This is a genomic window from Pinisolibacter sp. (assembly GCF_036782435.1).
In the GTDB taxonomy this organism is placed as follows: Bacteria; Pseudomonadota; Alphaproteobacteria; order Rhizobiales; family Ancalomicrobiaceae; genus CALBKH01.
In genome coordinates, this window is sequence record NZ_DAIPZB010000029.1 from 1 (window position 1) to 16,560 (window position 16,560).

General features: G+C 67.5%; 14 protein-coding genes and 1 pseudogene. 10 read left to right on the forward strand and 5 right to left on the reverse strand.

What is annotated here, in order from left to right:
• The 3 genes from istA to V7Q42_RS13495 form a co-directional block, all read right to left on the reverse strand.
• On the reverse strand, window positions 1-631 hold a 631-nt coding region (istA, locus tag V7Q42_RS13485), incomplete at its 3' end, for an IS21 family transposase (RefSeq protein ID WP_333824611.1).
• 60 nt (window positions 632-691) lie between these two features.
• Complete coding sequence (locus tag V7Q42_RS13490) at window positions 692-1,408, reverse strand: transposase (protein ID WP_333824612.1); 717 nt, start codon at window positions 1,406-1,408, stop codon at window positions 692-694.
• Window positions 1,409-1,452: 44 nt separating this feature from the next.
• A complete protein-coding gene (locus V7Q42_RS13495) occupies window positions 1,453-1,809 on the reverse strand; it encodes a transposase family protein (RefSeq protein ID WP_333824613.1) in 357 nt (118 codons plus the stop codon).
• Between the two features lie 101 nt (window positions 1,810-1,910).
• Between V7Q42_RS13495 and mobB the strand changes: the two genes are divergently transcribed.
• The 5 genes and pseudogenes from mobB to V7Q42_RS13525 all read left to right on the forward strand — a co-directional run bounded on the left by mobB (window position 1,911) and on the right by V7Q42_RS13525 (window position 7,576).
• The gene (gene mobB / locus V7Q42_RS13500) at window positions 1,911-2,492 is read left to right on the forward strand and encodes a molybdopterin-guanine dinucleotide biosynthesis protein B (RefSeq protein WP_333824614.1); all 582 of its coding nucleotides are present in this window, start codon (window positions 1,911-1,913) and stop codon (window positions 2,490-2,492) included.
• 474 nt (window positions 2,493-2,966) lie between these two features.
• Window positions 2,967-4,013 carry an ABC transporter substrate-binding protein gene (locus V7Q42_RS13505; RefSeq protein WP_333824615.1) on the forward strand — a complete coding sequence of 349 codons (1,047 nt, stop codon included), beginning with the start codon at window positions 2,967-2,969 and terminating at the stop codon, window positions 4,011-4,013.
• A 367-nt stretch (window positions 4,014-4,380) separates the two neighbouring features.
• A pseudogene (locus V7Q42_RS21455) lies at window positions 4,381-5,511 on the forward strand (ABC transporter ATP-binding protein).
• Between the two features lie 2 nt (window positions 5,512-5,513).
• Window positions 5,514-6,755 carry an ABC transporter permease gene (locus V7Q42_RS13520; protein ID WP_333824618.1) on the forward strand — a complete coding sequence of 414 codons (1,242 nt, stop codon included), beginning with the start codon at window positions 5,514-5,516 and terminating at the stop codon, window positions 6,753-6,755.
• A gap of 5 nt (window positions 6,756-6,760) precedes the next feature.
• Entirely contained in the window at window positions 6,761-7,576 is an 816-nt protein-coding gene (locus V7Q42_RS13525) for an ABC transporter permease (protein WP_333824619.1), read from the forward strand.
• A gap of 53 nt (window positions 7,577-7,629) precedes the next feature.
• Here V7Q42_RS13525 and V7Q42_RS13530 read toward each other — a convergent pair whose 3' ends face one another.
• Both V7Q42_RS13530 and V7Q42_RS13535 read right to left on the reverse strand, forming a co-directional pair.
• Window positions 7,630-8,511: a LysR substrate-binding domain-containing protein gene (locus V7Q42_RS13530; protein ID WP_333824620.1), complete on the reverse strand. Its 882-nt coding sequence runs from the start codon at window positions 8,509-8,511 to the stop codon at window positions 7,630-7,632.
• 219 nt (window positions 8,512-8,730) lie between these two features.
• Complete coding sequence (locus tag V7Q42_RS13535; RefSeq protein ID WP_333824621.1) at window positions 8,731-9,945, reverse strand: M24 family metallopeptidase; 1,215 nt, start codon at window positions 9,943-9,945, stop codon at window positions 8,731-8,733.
• Between the two features lie 379 nt (window positions 9,946-10,324).
• Here V7Q42_RS13535 and V7Q42_RS13540 point away from each other — a divergent pair, with 379 nt between their 5' ends.
• The 5 genes from V7Q42_RS13540 to V7Q42_RS13560 all read left to right on the forward strand — a co-directional run bounded on the left by V7Q42_RS13540 (window position 10,325) and on the right by V7Q42_RS13560 (window position 16,550).
• A complete protein-coding gene (locus tag V7Q42_RS13540; protein WP_333824622.1) occupies window positions 10,325-11,392 on the forward strand; it encodes a GlxA family transcriptional regulator in 1,068 nt (355 codons plus the stop codon).
• A 66-nt stretch (window positions 11,393-11,458) separates the two neighbouring features.
• Window positions 11,459-12,709, forward strand: coding sequence for a sarcosine oxidase subunit beta family protein (locus V7Q42_RS13545; RefSeq protein WP_333824623.1), 1,251 nt, complete (start codon window positions 11,459-11,461; stop codon window positions 12,707-12,709).
• 10 nt (window positions 12,710-12,719) lie between these two features.
• Window positions 12,720-13,013: a sarcosine oxidase subunit delta gene (locus V7Q42_RS13550; RefSeq protein ID WP_333824624.1), complete on the forward strand. Its 294-nt coding sequence runs from the start codon at window positions 12,720-12,722 to the stop codon at window positions 13,011-13,013.
• Window positions 13,010-15,994: a sarcosine oxidase subunit alpha family protein gene (locus V7Q42_RS13555; protein ID WP_333824625.1), complete on the forward strand. Its 2,985-nt coding sequence runs from the start codon at window positions 13,010-13,012 to the stop codon at window positions 15,992-15,994. Before V7Q42_RS13550 ends, V7Q42_RS13555 begins: the two co-directional genes overlap by 4 nt.
• Window positions 15,987-16,550, forward strand: coding sequence for a sarcosine oxidase subunit gamma (locus V7Q42_RS13560; RefSeq protein WP_333824626.1), 564 nt, complete (start codon window positions 15,987-15,989; stop codon window positions 16,548-16,550). Before V7Q42_RS13555 ends, V7Q42_RS13560 begins: the two co-directional genes overlap by 8 nt.
• Window positions 16,551-16,560: the final 10 nt, after the last annotated feature.

The following is a 16,560-nucleotide window of genomic DNA, read 5'->3' on the forward strand; positions in this document are numbered from 1 at the left end:
CCTTGCCGACGAAGATCGTCTCCACCGCCGTCTTCATGTTGTCGTAGATGCCGCGGGTGCAGGCGCCCCGGAAGAAGGCGAAGGCCTGGTCGTGGGCGTCGAACACCATCTCCTGGCTCTCGCGCGGATAGGCACGAACGAACATCATCCGGCTGTGGCAGAGCCGGACGTGCGCCACCTTCACCGTCAGCGGCAGACCGTTCATCAGCACGATCTCGTGGCTCCAGTCGAACTGGTAGGCCTCGCCCGGTGCGAAAGAGAGCGGCACGTAGGCGTCGACCTTCGCCGCCGACGTCTCCAGCGACCAGGCCCGCGCGTAGCGGCGCACCGCGTCGTAGCCGCCTTCGTAGCCGCGGCCGCGCAACTCCTCGAAGAGCCGGACCAGCGTCAGCCGCTCTCGTGCCGAGGAGGCTGCGTTCGCCGCGAGCAGCCCGTCCAGCGCCGCCTTCCACGGCCCGAGCTTCGGCAGTGGCTGGTTCCCCCGGCTGTAGGAGAAACTCGTCTCACCCGACCGCAGCACCTTGCGGACCGTGTTGCGGGCGACGTGCAACTCGCGGGCGATCTCCTTGATCGAACGCTCTCGAACGAAGAACTCGCGGCGTATCCGCGCAATCGTATCCACTGATTTCATCCCCCGACCGCCGCCCTCGACAAAAGGAACGGCAGTCTGCTCGCGGTGGCGGTAAGGGGGTCAAAATTGGACGCCGATCACCCCTCGTAGGGGGTCAAAATTCCACGCCGAAACACAGAGAGCCGCCCCATTGCGGTGTCCGGCTTCCCAGCACTCCTCGAGCCACGGAAGATGTGCGTCGAGCGAACTCTGCCGGGTGCGGAACACGTCGTTGCGCTCGCCGCGCAGAATGCGCCGAACGGTTCCTCGACTGATGCCGGTCCGACGCGCGATGGCCTTGAGCGGAACACCGGCCTGGGACAACGCGAGGACCGCGTCGTTGGCTGCGCGCCGCCCCAGCCACCCCTCATATTGCAAGCGTTCTGCGGCCGAGAGGAGCTTCGGATCGATGGGCCGGCAACTGAGGGCCGAGCGGATCTGCTTCATGGAGCCGCGCACGGCATCAAGAAACGCGCTGCTGGCGTTCTCCATGAGATGCCAACGGTCGGCGACCTGCGCGGCGTGAGGGAGAGCGCGAGAGATCGCCTCGCCGTAGACGTTGGCGCGATCCCGCGTGACCGTTGTGATAGACGCGTGAGCGGCCAACCATGCCGTGGCGGTGGCCGGCTCTCGATCCGGCAAGAGCCGCAAAGGCCGACGCTCCTTCAGATCGACGATGATCGTCCCATACCGGCAGTTTCGTCTGAAGGCGAAATCGTCGATCCCGATGACTTCCGGCGCGACGTCACGCGTGACGCGGCCGCGGCGAACCGAGCGAATGAGAGTGTCGTTGCTCACCGAGATCGACAATCGTCGTGCGAACCGGGCAGCCGGCCGACCGCCTAGCGCCAGACCGAGGTGTCTGACGAGGAAGTCGAGGCGTCCCGTCCGCCGTGCCCGAGGGGCGAGCACATCGTCGCCCAAGCGCTCGGCGAAGATCTTCCGAGGGCAGCAGGGATTTTCGCAACGGAACCGCCGAAGACGACGTCGAGTACGACGTTGCGGCGGCCGAGGGGAAGGTCGGCAGCGCGGCGTCGATAGCGGCTGTGGACATGATCGGCCGTCGAGCTGCACAGCGGGCAGCGTGCATGGCAGACGATGGAGCGAAGGACGAACGTGACCTGGGTGGCATCTACGGTCGCGCAATCGACGACGAAGCCGTTCGGTACCGCATCACGAACGCGAAGTTGTTGATCCATGACGCTGATTCCTTCTCGAACCAGAGCCGATCGGACCAGCGAACTTCATCGAAAGTGAGTCAGACCCAAAGTTCCACGCCGAAACACAGGGGAGAACGGTGATGAAGATCTTCGGACTGGCCGGGCGGAGCGGTTCAGGAAAGACGACGCTCTTGGTTCGTCTGCTCCCGGAGCTGCGTGCCCGCGGTTTGACCGTATCGACCCTCAAACACGCCCATCATGGCTTCGACATCGACCGCCCCGGCAAGGACTCGCATCGTCATCGCGAGGCGGGCGCCTCGGAGGTCATGGTCGTCTCCGGCGATCGCTGGGCGCTCCTCCACGAGATCCGCGAGGAGGAACCGTCGCTCGAGGATCTGATCCGTCGGATGACCCCCGTCGATCTCGTCCTGGTCGAGGGCTTCCACACCCATGGGCATCCGATGATCGAGGTCCATCGTCCGTCCGCCGGTCATCGCCTCATGTGGCATGCGGGCTCCGACATCCTCGCCGTCGCCTCCGACGAGCCGCTGGAGGGATGCAGTGTCCCGGTTCTCGATCTGAACGACACGGTGGCAATCGCCGACTTCGTGATGGCGAGAGCGGGCTTACAGCGCGCCAGACCTGGCCGATCGATCGTGGTCTCGTGCAACAACGTAACTCGACGAAATCATAGTTCATCGATCTCGTTCGCGTCGAAGTAACGCGCGCAAGCGTACGAAAGCGGCACCAATTTGATGTATCCGGAGGATCTTGACTAACCGTTCGCATGTTTTGCCGCGCACGCATACAGACGAATTTACCCATATTGAATGCAGTATATCCTCAAATTTTAGCCATAATGTAAAACTATTCACAAGAATTTCAATCTAGTCGACAACTTTCTGGTCGTTATGTTTAGCACACCGAAGGTAATATATATTGGCTGCGCGTTCATCGAGTTTAGCCATCCGCACTGTGGCAATTTTCGCACGACTTAATCGGTGAATATCTAGCAAGTGCAGCACTTGCTCGGCAAATAATTTTGCAATGCACCATATTCCTGATATTCAATCGATTTTTTTTGACCTCATTACGTCATAACGCATTTTAATTTCGGTCGAACGGACCTTGTCGCTACCGTTCGAAATCGATGACGGCAAGCCTTCGGACGAAGCCTGGTGAGAGAGGATGACGAAATGACCAAGCGACACATTCTTCCCGCCGCTCTTGCGTTCGGCCTGGTGTCGACCACGGCCGGAATTGCTCTGGCCGACGGTCAGCTGTCGATCATGAGTTTCGGCGGCGCCTATCAGGCCGCCCAGAAGAAGGCGATGTTCGAGACCTACACCGCCAAATCCGGCGTCAAGATCGTCGAACAGGAGTACGGCGGCGAGATCGCCAAGATCAAGGCGATGATCCAGGCTGGCAACACCACCATCGACGTCGTCGACGTCGATGCGCCGACGCTGCAGCAGGGTTGCGACGAGGGCATCTACGAGAAGATCGACTGGTCGAAGATCGGCCCGATGTCGGAATGGATCGCCGGCACCACGTCCGACTGTGGCGTCGGCACCATCGTCTACTCGACCTCGCTCGCCTACGACGGCGCCAAGTTGGCGAACGGGCCGACCACCATCGGCGATCTCTTCGACACCAAGAAATTCCCCGGCAAGCGCGGTCTGTGGAAGAACCCGGCGACCAATCTCGAGTTCGCGCTGCTCGCCGACGGCGTCAAGACGGCCGATGTCTACAAGGTGCTGTCGACCAAGGAGGGCGTCGACCGCGCCTTCAAGAAGCTCGACTCCATCAAGAAGGACATCGTGTGGTGGGAGGCCGGGGCCCAGGCGCCGCAGCTGCTCGCCTCCGGTGAGGTCACCATGACCACCGCCTGGAACGGCCGCATCCACAACGCCAACAAGGAAGGCCGCAAGTTCCGGATCGTCTGGGACAATCAGATCCTCGATTCGAACTTCTGGGCGATCCCCAAGGGCGCCAAGAACGTCGCCGCCTCGCACCAGTTCATCGCCTTCTCGGTCGAGCCCGCGGTTCTCGCCGGTCTGACCAAGTTCATCCCCTACGGCCCGGTGCGCACCACCGCCGCCAAGTTCGTCGCACCGGACGATGCGGTCAATCTGCCGACCAGCCCGCAGAACATGACCAACGCCCTGACCCTCGACAACGCCTTCTGGGGCGACAAGGGCGACGAGATCCGCAAGCGCTTCACCACCTGGCTGTCGCAGTGAGCCGACGAGACCCGGGTCGCCGCGATGGTTGCGGCGACCCGATCCCGACCGGGCCGGTCGCCGCGTGACCGCCGACGACGGCGGCCGCGCGCCTGCTCGGGTGTAGCGCCCGGCCGGCACCCGGTCGACCCGGCGCCCGCGGCCCCCGACCGAGGGTCGACCGCGACGACGGACGCGGCGGGGCGCGGCGGTTCCGACACGGGATCGCTTTTCGCGGCCGGGGATCCGGGCGATCATTCCGAGCGGACGTCACCGACCTCCGAACGTCGGACCTCGGTGCGCAGACGAGACCGAACGGGCGTCGGCCGATCGGCCGTGACGCTCGGCATGAAACGAGCGCGGATCGCGCCGGCGAAGGATGACCAGCATGAGTCTCGAGGCCCGGAACGACATCGGTCGCGCGGCGGCGGACGGTTCGCCCCCGACGACCGAGGCCCTGGTCCGCTTCGCCGGGGTGCGCAAGTCGTACGACGGCATCCACTTCGTGGTGAAGGACCTCGATCTCGACGTCCCACGCGGTGAGTTCCTCACCATGCTGGGGCCGTCCGGGTCGGGCAAGACGACGACGCTGATGATGCTCGGCGGCTTCGAGCGGCCGACCGTCGGTCAGATCATGCTCGACGGGCGGCCGGTCGAACGGTTGCCGCCGGAGCGGCGCAACATCGGCTTCGTGTTCCAGAACTACGCGCTCTTCCCGCACATGACGGTGGCCGAGAACATCGGCTTCCCGCTGCGCTACCGCGGCATCAAGGGACAGGCGGCGGTCGACAAGATCGGCCGGGCGCTCGGCATGGTGCGGCTCGGCCATCTCGCCGACCGGCGCCCGACCCAGCTCTCCGGCGGCCAGCAGCAGCGCGTCGCGCTCGCCCGCGCCCTGGTCTTCGAACCGTCGCTGGTGCTGATGGACGAACCGCTCGGGGCGCTCGACAAGCAGCTGCGCGAGCGCATGCAGGTGGAGATCAAGCACCTGCAGACCAAGCTCGGCATCACCATGGTCTACGTCACCCACGACTAGTCGGAGGCGCTGACCATGTCGGACCGGATCGCCGTGTTCCACGACGGCCGGATCCAACAGCTCGCCGACCCCAAGAGCCTCTACGACGCCCCCGCCAACCGCTTCGTCGCCGAGTTCATCGGTGAGAACAACACGGTGCCCTGTCGCTGGCTCGGCCGCGACGGGCCGCTCGCCCGGGTCGAGACGGCGGACGGCAGTCGCCTGCTGGCGGTGCCGACCCCCGGTGTCGAGAGCGCCGAGAAGGTGAGCCTGTCGCTGCGCCCCGAACGCCTCGGCCTCGGGCCGGGACGGCCGGGCAGCGACACCATCTCGGGCCGCTTACGCGAGGTCTTCTTCCTCGGCGATCACGTCCGCCTCATCGTCGAGGCGATGGGGCAGGAGATCATCGCCCGCATTCCGGCCCGTGAGGCGCGGCCCTTCCAACCCGGCGAAATGGTGGAACTGAACTTCAGCCCCAACGATTGCCGACTGCTGGGAGATTGATCATGGCCGCCATCGATCCCGCGGTGATGAGCCGGGTGGAGATCTTCCTCGCGGTCAAGAAGGCGGAACGGCCGGGACGGCGAGCGGCGTTCACGCTCGCGCTGCCGCTCCTCGTCTTCCTGCTGCTGACCTTCGTCGCCCCGATCCTGCTCCTCCTGGTGACGGCGGTCGACAACACCGAGCCGCGGGCGGTGCTGCCGCGCACGCTCGCCGCGCTCTCCGACTGGGACGGGGCGTCGACGCCGGGCGAGCCGGTGTTCGCCGCCCTCGCCGCCGACCTGAAGAAGGCGCAGGAGGACCGCACCGCCGCGCTGCTCGGCAAGCGCCTCAACTACGAGATCTCGGGGATGCGGTCGCGGATGGTGGCGGCGGCACGTCTGGCGGCGCGGCTGGACGCCGGCCCCTACCGGCCGGCCTTCGTCGAGGCCGACGCGGAGTGGGGTTCGGTCGCCATCTGGGCGGTGATCGCGCGCAACGATCGCGGCTGGACGCCCTATCACCTGTTGACCGCGGTCGATCTGCAGTGGCGTCCGGTCGGCGGCATCGGTCCGGCCGACGCCGATCAGGCGATCTTCCTCGGCGTACTCGGGCGCACCCTCACGGTGGCGGCGCTGGTGACGCTGGCGACGCTGATCATGGGCTATCCGGTCGCCTATGTGCTGACCATCGCGCCGCCGTCCGTCGCCCGGGTCATGATGCTCCTGGTGCTGTTGCCCTTGTGGACGTCGCTGCTGGTGCGCACCACCGCCTGGGTGGTGCTGCTGCAGACCGACGGCATCATCAACGACCTGCTGATGATGCTCGGTCTGACGACGTCCAAGCTGCAGCTGATCTTCACCCGGATCGGCACGGTGACGGCGATGACCCACATCCAGCTGCCCTTCACCATCCTGCCGATCTACAGCGTGATGCGGGCGATCCCGCCGACGCAACTGCGGGCGGCGCGCTCGCTCGGGGCGCCACCCTTGTCAGCGTTCTGGCGCATCTGGGCGCCGCAGACCCTGCCGGGTGTGGTCGCCGGCTGCCTGATGACCTTCATCCTGTCGCTCGGCTACTACATCACGCCGGCCCTCGTCGGCGGCCCCGGCGATCAGATGGTGTCGAACTTCATCTCCACCTACATCAACCGCGACCTCAACTGGGGCCTCGCCTCGGCACTGGGCGTGGTGTTGCTGACGGTGACGCTCGGCATCTATTGGCTGTTCCTGCGCCTCGTCGGCGCCGACAAGATCCGGTTGGGGTGACGGTCATGTGGCTTCCGTCCTATGCGACCCGTTCCGAACGCGCCGTCCGTCTGGCGGTGGTGAGCTTCGCGGTGGCGGTGCTGATCTTCCTGATCGCTCCGCTGTTCGTGGTGGTGCCGCTGTCGTTCTCGGACGATCCGTTCTTCACCTTCCCGGTTCCGAAATATTCGCTGCGCTGGTACCGGGACTTCTTCGGCAACGAGCGCTGGATCTCGGGCGTCGTCAATTCGTCAATCACCGCGGTGCTGACGACGATCTTCGCCACGGTGCTCGGCACCACGGCGGCCCTCGGTCTGGCGCGGCCTGACTTCCCGTGGCGGCGGCCGGTGATGGCCCTGCTGATCTCGCCGATGATCATCCCGGTCGTCATCGTCGCGGTCGGCGGCTACCTATTCTTCGGCCGGCTCGGGCTCACCGACACTCGGCTCGGGCTGGTGCTCGCCCACACCGCGCTCGCCACGCCGTTCGTGGTCATCACCGTGACGGCGACGCTGTCGACCTACGACACCAACCTGACCCGCGCCGGACTGAGCCTCGGGGCGCCGCCGATCGCGGTGTTCTTCCGGATCACGCTGCCGTCGATCCTGCCGGGCGTGGTGTCGGGGGCGATCTTCGCCTTCGCCACCTCCTTCGACGAGGTGGTGGTGGCGCTGTTCCTGACCGGCGCCGAACAGCGGACCCTACCGGTGCAGATGTTCGCCGGCATCCGCGACCAGATCAATCCGACGATCATGGCGGCGGCGTCCATCCTGCTCGCCCTGTCGATCGTGCTGTTCGTGGTCGCCTCGTGGCTCGGTGGACGCGGCCGGCGCGGGTCGTGATCGGGGCGGGGAGTGAAACTCTCCCCGCGTCTCGACCCCGGACGACGCCGCCCTCACGCGCCGGTGGCGCGGACTCCCTCGACGAACATGTCGGCGAAGCGCGCGGCGAAGCTCTGCGCCACGGTCGAGCGGGCGCGCGGATTGATGTAGATGCCGACCACCGCGTCGGCCAGCCGGGGCAGGCCGGCCTTGGCGCCGTAGACCTTGAGCTTGTCGGGAACGATGCGCCGCGCCAGCACGGTGACGCCGAAGCCGGTCCGCACCGCGGCGTCGATGCCGGCGAGCGACGGGCTCGAATAGACGATCTCGAAGGTGCGGCCCTCGCGCTGGAGGGCGGTCAGCATGTTGCGGCGATAGAGGCAGCCTTCAGGGTAGCAGACGATACGCAGGGGCTCGCCCGGCGTCGGCTGTCCAGCGGCCGACGGCCCGCCGACCCAGGCGAGCGGCTCGCGCCAGGTCATGAAGGCCCCTTCCGCCGGCCCGTCGGGGGTCATGGCGACGACGATGTCGAAGCGGCCCTCGCGGAGCCCCTTGAGCAGTTCGTGCGAGACGTCGCAGACCACGTCGAAGGCGATGCCGGAAAGATCGCGCGGCAGGCCGGCGATGAGCTTGGGCAGGAAATGGTCGGCGTAGTCGTTGGGGATGCCGAGACGCAGCTTGCCGCGGCTGTCGCGGGCCTGGAGGCGCAGCATCATCTCGTCGTTGAGGGTGAGGATCTGGCGGGCGTAACCGGCGACCAACTCGCCCTCCTCGGTCAGCTGCGAGCCGCCGCTGTCCTCGGCGAAGAGCTGGACGCCGAGGAGGTCGCGCAGGCGCTTCATCTGGAGGCTGATCGCCGGCTGGGTGCGGCCGAGCCGCTCACCGGCGCGCGTGAAGCCGCGCAGGTCGATGATGGTGACGAAGGCCCGGAGGAGATCCGTCGGGATCGAACGCATGGGCAGGCCTCGTGTTCTGCGGCGCACCGGTCGAACAAAGCATGCCGGCTCCGGTGGCGGCAAGTGCGACCGGGCGGCTCACCATGGCCGTCGGTCCGGAAACGCCGATCCCGACCGCCACGCGGGGGCGTGGCGATCGGGACACGGCGGAGACCGATCCGGCGATCGGGCGGTGATCGCTCGGGGGAGCGGCGCGCCCCGCGCGTGCGGGTCGGGCGGTCAGGCCGGCACGATGTTGTGCTCGGGGCCGAAGGGGAACCCGGTGATGTTCTCGGCGCCGCTCTCGGTCAGGACGAGGATGTCGTGCTCGCGATAGCCGCCGGCGCCGGGCATGCCCTCCGGGAGCGACAGCATCGGTTCCATCGACACGACCATGCCTGGCTGGAGGACGGTGTTGATGTCCTCACGCAGCTCGACGCCGGCTTCGCGGCCGTAGTAGTGGCTGAGCACGCCGAAGGAGTGGCCGTAGCCGAAGGAGCGGAAGCCGAGAAGACCGTGCGACCGGTAGATCTCGTTGAGCTCGGAGGCGACGTCGCCGCAGCGCGCGCCGGGCTTCAACAGCTCGAGACCGCGCCGGTGGACCTCGCAGTTGATCTCCCAGATGCGCAGATGCGCGTCGGATGCGTGGTCGAGGAAGAGGGTGCGCTCGAGCGCGGTGTAGTAGCCCGAGATCATCGGGAAGCAGTTGAGCGAGAGGATGTCGCCCTTCACCAGACGGCGGGTCGTCACCGGATTGTGGGCGCCATCGGTGTTGATGCCCGACTGGAACCACACCCAGGTGTCCATCAGTTCGACGTGCGGGAAGGTCGCGCCGATGTGGCGGACCATGGCGCCGGTGCCGGCGAGCGCCACCTCGTATTCCGGCACACCCTCGGCGATCGCGGCGCGGACGGCCTCGCCGCCGAGGTCGGCGGTGCGGGCGCCCTCCTTGATGAGGGCGATCTCCTCGGCCGACTTGATGGTGCGCATCCACATGGTGGCCTGGCCGATGTCGACGAACTCGACACCGGGGAAGGCCTCGTCGAGCAGCTTGCGGAACTCGAGGTTGACGTGGTCGAACTCGATGCCGATGCGGCGAGCGCCGGCGAGTTCCTGCTGGAGCGCGTAGAAGTAGTTGTCGCGGCGCCAGTCGGTATAGGTGATGTTGTCGCCGAAGGTGCGGCGCCAGGGCTGGCCGGCGTCGATGCCGGCGGAGACCGACACGGCCCGGGTGTCGGTGACGATGAAGGCGTAACGCCGCCCGAAGTAGCAGAAGAGGAAGTCGGAGTAATAGTTGATGTTGTGATACGACGTCAGCACCGCCGCATCGAGTTTCATGTCCTCAAGAATTCTGCGCAGTCCTTCCTGTCTGCGAGACATCTCGGCGGCCGAAAACGTGCCGACCACCTTCTCGCCATTGTGCATCTTCTGGAGACGAAGAAGTTCGTTTGGCATTTGGGCGTGAATCATTTGATCGATTTCCCCAGATGGACAGAGACAGTTCTTTCCGAGTGTGATCTCCTAGTTAGATCGAGTGGTTGTCGAGGTGAAATAAGAAGTGGTTATATCGCCATTTGCGGGCACTATCCGAGCGGCCGGTATCGGCGACTTCGTCACCTCTCGTCACCTGGGGTCGCGACCGCGTCGGGTCGGGCGAATTCTGGCGGAAACCGTACGATCTCAGAGGCTTCTCCGGATCTTCGGCGCGCCGCGCGACGCCTCGGCGGCGGTCGCGCGACGGGTCCGAGACGGTCGCGGGCGGGACGGGTTCGGGGTGGTCGGCGGCACGGCGCGGTGATTGCGCGGCGAGGGGCATCGGCGCACTGTGCGCGCCATGACCACTCGCTCGCCCGTCAAACCGGATGCTCCCACGGCGCGTCTCCGCGTCGGCTTCGTCCTGGCGCGTCACTTCACGCTGACGGCGTTCGCCAACTTCATCGACACCCTGCGGCTGGCCGCCGACGAGGGCGACCGGTCGCGCCAGATCCTGTGCAGTTGGACGATCATGTCGGCGACCGGGCGGCCGATCGTGTCGAGTTCCGGGGTAGCCGTGGTGCCGGGCGCCGGTCTCGTCGACCCGAAGCAGTTCCACTACATCGTCGTCGTCGGCGGGCTCCTGCATCGCGGCGAGCAGATCGACGCGGAGATCGCGGCCTATCTGCGCCGCGCCGCGGCGCTGCGCACGCCGCTGATCGGCGTCTGCACCGGCTCCTTCGTTCTGGCGCGGCTCGGTCTGCTCGAGGGGCGGAAGACCTGCGTCTCCTGGTACCATCGCCACGACTTCATCGACGAGTTCGGCGTCGCGCCGATCGCCGACCGGCTCTATGTCATCGACGGCGACCGGATCACCTGTTCGGGTGGGGCGGGCGTCGTCGATCTCGCGGCGGCGCTGGTGGAGAAGCACGTCGGGGTACAGGCGGCGAAGAAGAGCCTGCACGTGCTGCTGCTCGACGAACAGCGCGCCGCCGATTCCGCCCAGCCGACGCCGCACGTCGCGCCGGCCGCCGCCGATGCGCGGGTCCGGCGGGCGGTGCTGGCGATGGAACAGGCGATGGCCGAACCGCTCGCCATCGCGACGCTGGCCGAGCAACTGGGCGTGAGCGAGCGCCAGCTCGACCGGCTGTTCCGGCGTGAACTCGGAGCCAGCCCGTCGGAGATCTACCGCGGCATGCGGCTCGACTACGGCTACTGGCTCGTCGCCAACAGCCGCCGCAGCATCGGCGAGGCCGCGGCGCTCGCCGGCTTCTCCGACGGCGCCCATTTCGCCCGCGCCTTCCGCCGGCGGTTCGGCGTGAATCCGGCAGCGCTACGCCAGACGAACGCCGCCGCCGACACCGATGGACCGGTCGATCGTCGCCTGTTTCGGCCTTCGTCGGAGAGCGGAAAAATACCGACGACCTGACGGGTCCGTTCTCGGCGACGGCCGGGTGATGTCGCATTCTCCATCGGCAAATGGAGAACCGCCGACATGAAGTTTTCCGCGCTTTCCGTCTTCACGCAGGGCCTCGGAGGCAACCAGGGTTGGCCGGAACAATGGCGTTCGCCGGAGCCGAAATCCGCCTATGACGCGATCATCGTCGGCGCCGGTGGGCATGGTCTGGCCACCGCCTACTATATGGCCAAGGAGCACGGGATGCGAAACATCGCCGTGCTGGAGAAGGGGTGGCTCGGCGGTGGCAACACCGGTCGCAACACCACCATCGTGCGCTCCAACTACCTCTGGGAGGAATCCGAAGGGATCTACGAACACGCGATGAAGCTGTGGGCCGGCCTCGCCCACGAACTCAACTACAACGTCATGTATTCGCCGCGCGGCGTGATGATGCTGGCGCACAACATCCACGACGTCCAGGTGTTCAAGCGGCACGTGCACGCCAACCGCCTCGCCGGTATCGACAACGAGTGGCTGACGGCGGAACAGGCCAAGGACTTCTGCCCGCTTCTCAACATCGAGAAGAACATCCGTTACCCAGTCATCGGCGCCTCGCTGCAGCGGCGTGGCGGCACCGCTCGCCACGATGCCGTCGCCTGGGGCTACGCCCGCGGCGCCGATCGGCTCGGTGTCGACATCATCCAGAACTGCGAGGTCACCGGCATCCGCCGCGACGCCTCCGGCGCCGTCTCCGGCGTCGAGACCTCGAAGGGCTTCATCGCGACCCGACGGATCGGCGTGGTGGTGGCCGGCAACACCTCCGTCGTCATGGCGATGGCCGGCGTCCGCATGCCGCTCGAGAGCTACCCCCTGCAGGCGCTGGTCTCCGAACCGGTCAAGCCGATGATGCCCTGTGTGGTCATGTCGAACACCGTGCACGCCTACATGTCGCAATCCGACAAGGGCGAGATGGTGATCGGTGCTGGCACCGACGCCTACACCTCCTATTCCCAGACCGGCGGGCTCCACATCGCAACCCACACGCTCGACGCGATCTGTGAACTGTTCCCGGCGGTGCGCCGTCTGCGGATGCTGCGCAGTTGGGGCGGCATCGTCGACGTGACACCCGATCGCTCGCCGATCATCGGCACGACGCCGGTGCCGGGCCTCTTCGTCAACTGCGGCTGGGGCACCGGCGGCTTCAAAGCGACGCCGGGCTCGGGCCACGTCTTCGCCGATCTGGTGGCGCGCGGCGAACCCAATGCCATCGCGGCGCCCTTCACCATGGACCGTTTCCGCACCGGCCGTCTGATCGACGAGGCGGCGGCGGCGGCCGTCGCGCATTGAGGAGCCGATCATGCTGCTGATTCATTGCCCCTATTGCGAGATGGACCGCCCGGAACTGGAGTTCCGCTACGGCGGCGAGGCCCACATCGCCCGCCCGGCCGATCCGATGGCGACGAGCGACGAGACCTGGGCGGAGCATCTCTACTTCCGGTCCAATCCGCGCGGCCTGCACGCCGAGCGCTGGCGCCACATCTCCGGCTGCGGCCGGTTCTTCAACTGCCTCCGCGACACCGTCAGCGACAGGATCGTGACGACCTACAAGGCGGGTGAGGCGCGGCCCGAAATCGACAGAGGTGCGGCATGAGCGAGCATTTTCGTCTCTCGGGCGCCACCGGCCGAGCCGTGCGCTTCGTCTTCGACGGCGTCACCTATCAGGGTCGCGAAGGCGACACCCTGGCCTCGGCGCTGTTGGCCAACGGCGTTCATCTGATCGGCCGTTCCTACAAGTACCACCGTCCGCGCGGGATGCTGACCGCCGGGGCGGAGGAGCCCAACGCGCTGGTCGCGGTCGAACGCGGGCGGGGGCGGATGACGCCCAATCTGCGGGCGACGCAGATCGAGCTCTACGACGGGCTCGTCGCCACCAGCCAGAACCGCTGGCCGTCGCTCGCCTTCGACGTCGGCGTGATCAACGACGTCGCCGGGAAGTTCTATTCGGCCGGCTTCTACTACAAGACCTTCATGGGTCCGAAGTTCGCCGGTACGGCGCTGTGGACCCGGGTGTTCGAGCCGATCGTGCGCTACGCCGCCGGCCTCGGCGCGCGCCCGACGGATCCCGATCCCGATCGCTACGCCCAGTTCTACGCGCACTGCGACGTGCTGGTGTGCGGTGCCGGCCCGGCCGGCCTCGCCGCCGCGCTCGCCGCCGCCCGGTCGGGCAAGGACGTCATTCTCTGTGACGAGCAGTCGGAGCCGGGTGGCAGTCTGCTGCACGAGACGACGGCGACGATCGACGGCCGACCGGCGCGGGTCTGGGCGGAGGAGGGGCTCGCCGAGTTGAAGGCCGCCGCCAACGTCCGCGTCATGGCGCGGACACAGGCCTTCGGCTGGTACGCCCAGAACTTCGTCGCCCTCTCCGAGCGGGTCGCCGACCATCTGGCCGAGCTGCCGCGGGGAGCGCGGGAGCGCCTGTGGCAGGTTCGGGCGAAGCGGGTGGTGATCGCCACCGGCGCCATCGAGCGGCCGATCGTGTTCCCCGGCAACGACCGGCCGGGTGTGATGCTGGCGGAAGCCGGGCGCATCTACCTCAACCGGTTCGGGGTGAAGGTCGGGTCGCGCGTGGTCGTCGTCACCGCGCACGACAGCGCCTATCGCGTCGCGCTCGATCTGGCGGCGGCGGGCGTCACCGTCGCCGCGATCGCCGACGTCCGTTCCATGCCGCTGCGGGCTCGGATGCAGGAAGCGGAGGCGGCGGGGATCCGGGTGATCTCTTCGGCGACCGTGACCGGCACCAAGGGGCGGCGCCGGGTGAGCGGCGTCGGTATCGCCCAGGTCGGCGGCGACGTCGTCGGCGGGACGGACTGGATCGCCTGCGACTGCCTGCTGATGAGCGGCGGCTGGACGCCGAGCGTCCATCTCTATTCGCAGTCGCGCGGCAAGGTGGTGTGGCACGAGGACCGGCAGATGTTCCTGCCCGGCGCCTCGGTGCAGGACGAGCGGTCGGCCGGCGCCTGCCGGGGCTCCTTCACCCTCGAAGCGGCGTTGAGCGAAGGCGATCGAGCCGGGGCCGAGGCCGCGGGCATCGAGACGGCGCGGCCGAGCTTTGCGATCACCGGCGAGGCCGGGACCGAGGGCGGCGTCCTCGGCCGTCTGCCGCGGCGCCCCGGCGCCAAGGGCAAGGCCTTCGTCGACTTCCAGAACGACGTCAAGGCCGACGACATCGAACTCGCGGTGCAGGAGGGCATGCGCTCGATCGAACACGTCAAGCGCTACACCACCACCGGTATGGCGACCGATCAGGGCAAGACCTCGAATCTGAACGCCCTGGCGATCGCCGCGGGCAAGCTCGGTCGCAGCATCCCGCAGGTCGGGCTGACCACCTTCCGTCAGCCCTACACGCCGGTGACCTTCGGCGCCTTCGCCGGTGCCAACCGGGGCGACCTCTTCGATCCGGTGCGACAGACGCCGATCCATTCGTGGGCCGAAGAGAACGGCGCCGCCTTCGAAGACGTCGGGTTGTGGAAGCGCGCCTGGTATTTCCCGAAGCCGGGCGAGGACATGCATCGCGCGGTCCTCAGGGAATGCCGTCAGACGCGGGCGACCGCCGGCATCTTCGACGCATCGACGCTAGGCAAGATCGAGGTGGTCGGGCCGGACGCGGCGGTGTTCATGGAGAAGCTCTACACCAACCCGTGGGCGAAGCTCGAGCCGGGGCGTTGCCGCTACGGCCTGATGCTGAACGAGGCCGGCTTCGTCATGGACGACGGCGTCATCGCCCGCATGGCCGACGATCGCTTCCACGTCACCACCACGACCGGCGGCGCGCCGCGGGTGCTGCACCACATGGAGGACTACCTCCAGACCGAGTTCCCCGACCTGCGGGTCTGGCTGACCTCGACCACCGAACAATGGGCGGTGATCGCGGTGCAGGGGCCGAAGGCGCGGGAGATCGTCGCTCCGCTCGTCGCCGGCTTCGACATCTCCAAGGAGGCGATGCCGCACATGTCGATCCGCGAGGGCACCGTCTGCGGTGTCCCCGCCCGGGTGATGCGCGTCAGCTTCACCGGCGAACTCGGCTTCGAGATCAACGTTCCGGCCGATCACGGCCGGGCGGTGTGGGAGGCGGTGTGGGCGGAGGGCCGCAAGGTCGACGCCGTCGCCTACGGCACCGAGGCGATGCACGTGATGCGCGCCGAGAAGGGCTACATCATCGTCGGTCAGGAGACCGACGGCACCGTCACCCCGGCCGACCTCGGACTCAACTGGGCCGTCGGCAAGGCCAAGAAGGACTTCGTCGGCAAGCGCTCGCTGGTGCGCCCCGACATGATCGTCGACGGCCGCAAGCAGCTCGTCGGCCTCCTCACCGAGGACCCGGCGATCGTCCTCGAAGAGGGCGCGCAGATCACAGCGACGGCGGCGCCGGCGGCGGGCACCCGTGCCCTCGGCCACGTCACCTCGTCCTACGCGAGCCCGGCGCTCGGCCGCTCGATCGCGCTGGCGATGGTCGCCGGCGGCCGTGACCGCTCGGGTGAGCGACTGTATGTGCCGATGCCGGGCGGGGCGATCGCGGTGACGATCGTCGATCCGGTGTTCGTCGATCCCAAGGGAGAGAGGCTCGATGTCTGATCGATCGGTTGCCGTGGCCGCCCGTCGCGGGCCGCTCCATGCCGTGTCTCTGCCCAAGGGCGAGACCTTCGCCGTGACGCGAGCGCCCGATGCCGCGCGCTTCGTCCTGCGCGGCGATCCCGCCGGGGTCGCCGCCTTCGGTCCGGCGGCGCCGGGGATGCTGCGGGCGAGCGAAAGCGGCTCGCGCGCGGCGCTCCGCCTGGGGCCCGACGAGATCCTGCTGCTGGCGCCCGGCGAGGACGCCGAGGCGATCCGCGGAGAGTTGGCGGCGAAGCTGCCCGCCGGGGCCCATTCGCTGGTCGACGTCTCCCATCGCCAGATCGGTCTGGTGGTGGAGGGCAGGTCGGCGGCGCTCTGCCTCGCGGCGGGCTGTCCACTCGATCTGCGGCCGGCCGCCTTCCCGATCGGGATGGCGACCCGGACGATCTTCCTCAAGGCCGAGATCGTGTTGTGGCGGCAGGCGGACGATCGCTTCCACGTCGAGGTCTGGCGCTCGTTCGCGCCCTATCTGGTCGGTCATCTCTCGGACGCCCATGCCGGGAGCAGCGATCCCTGACGTCGCCACG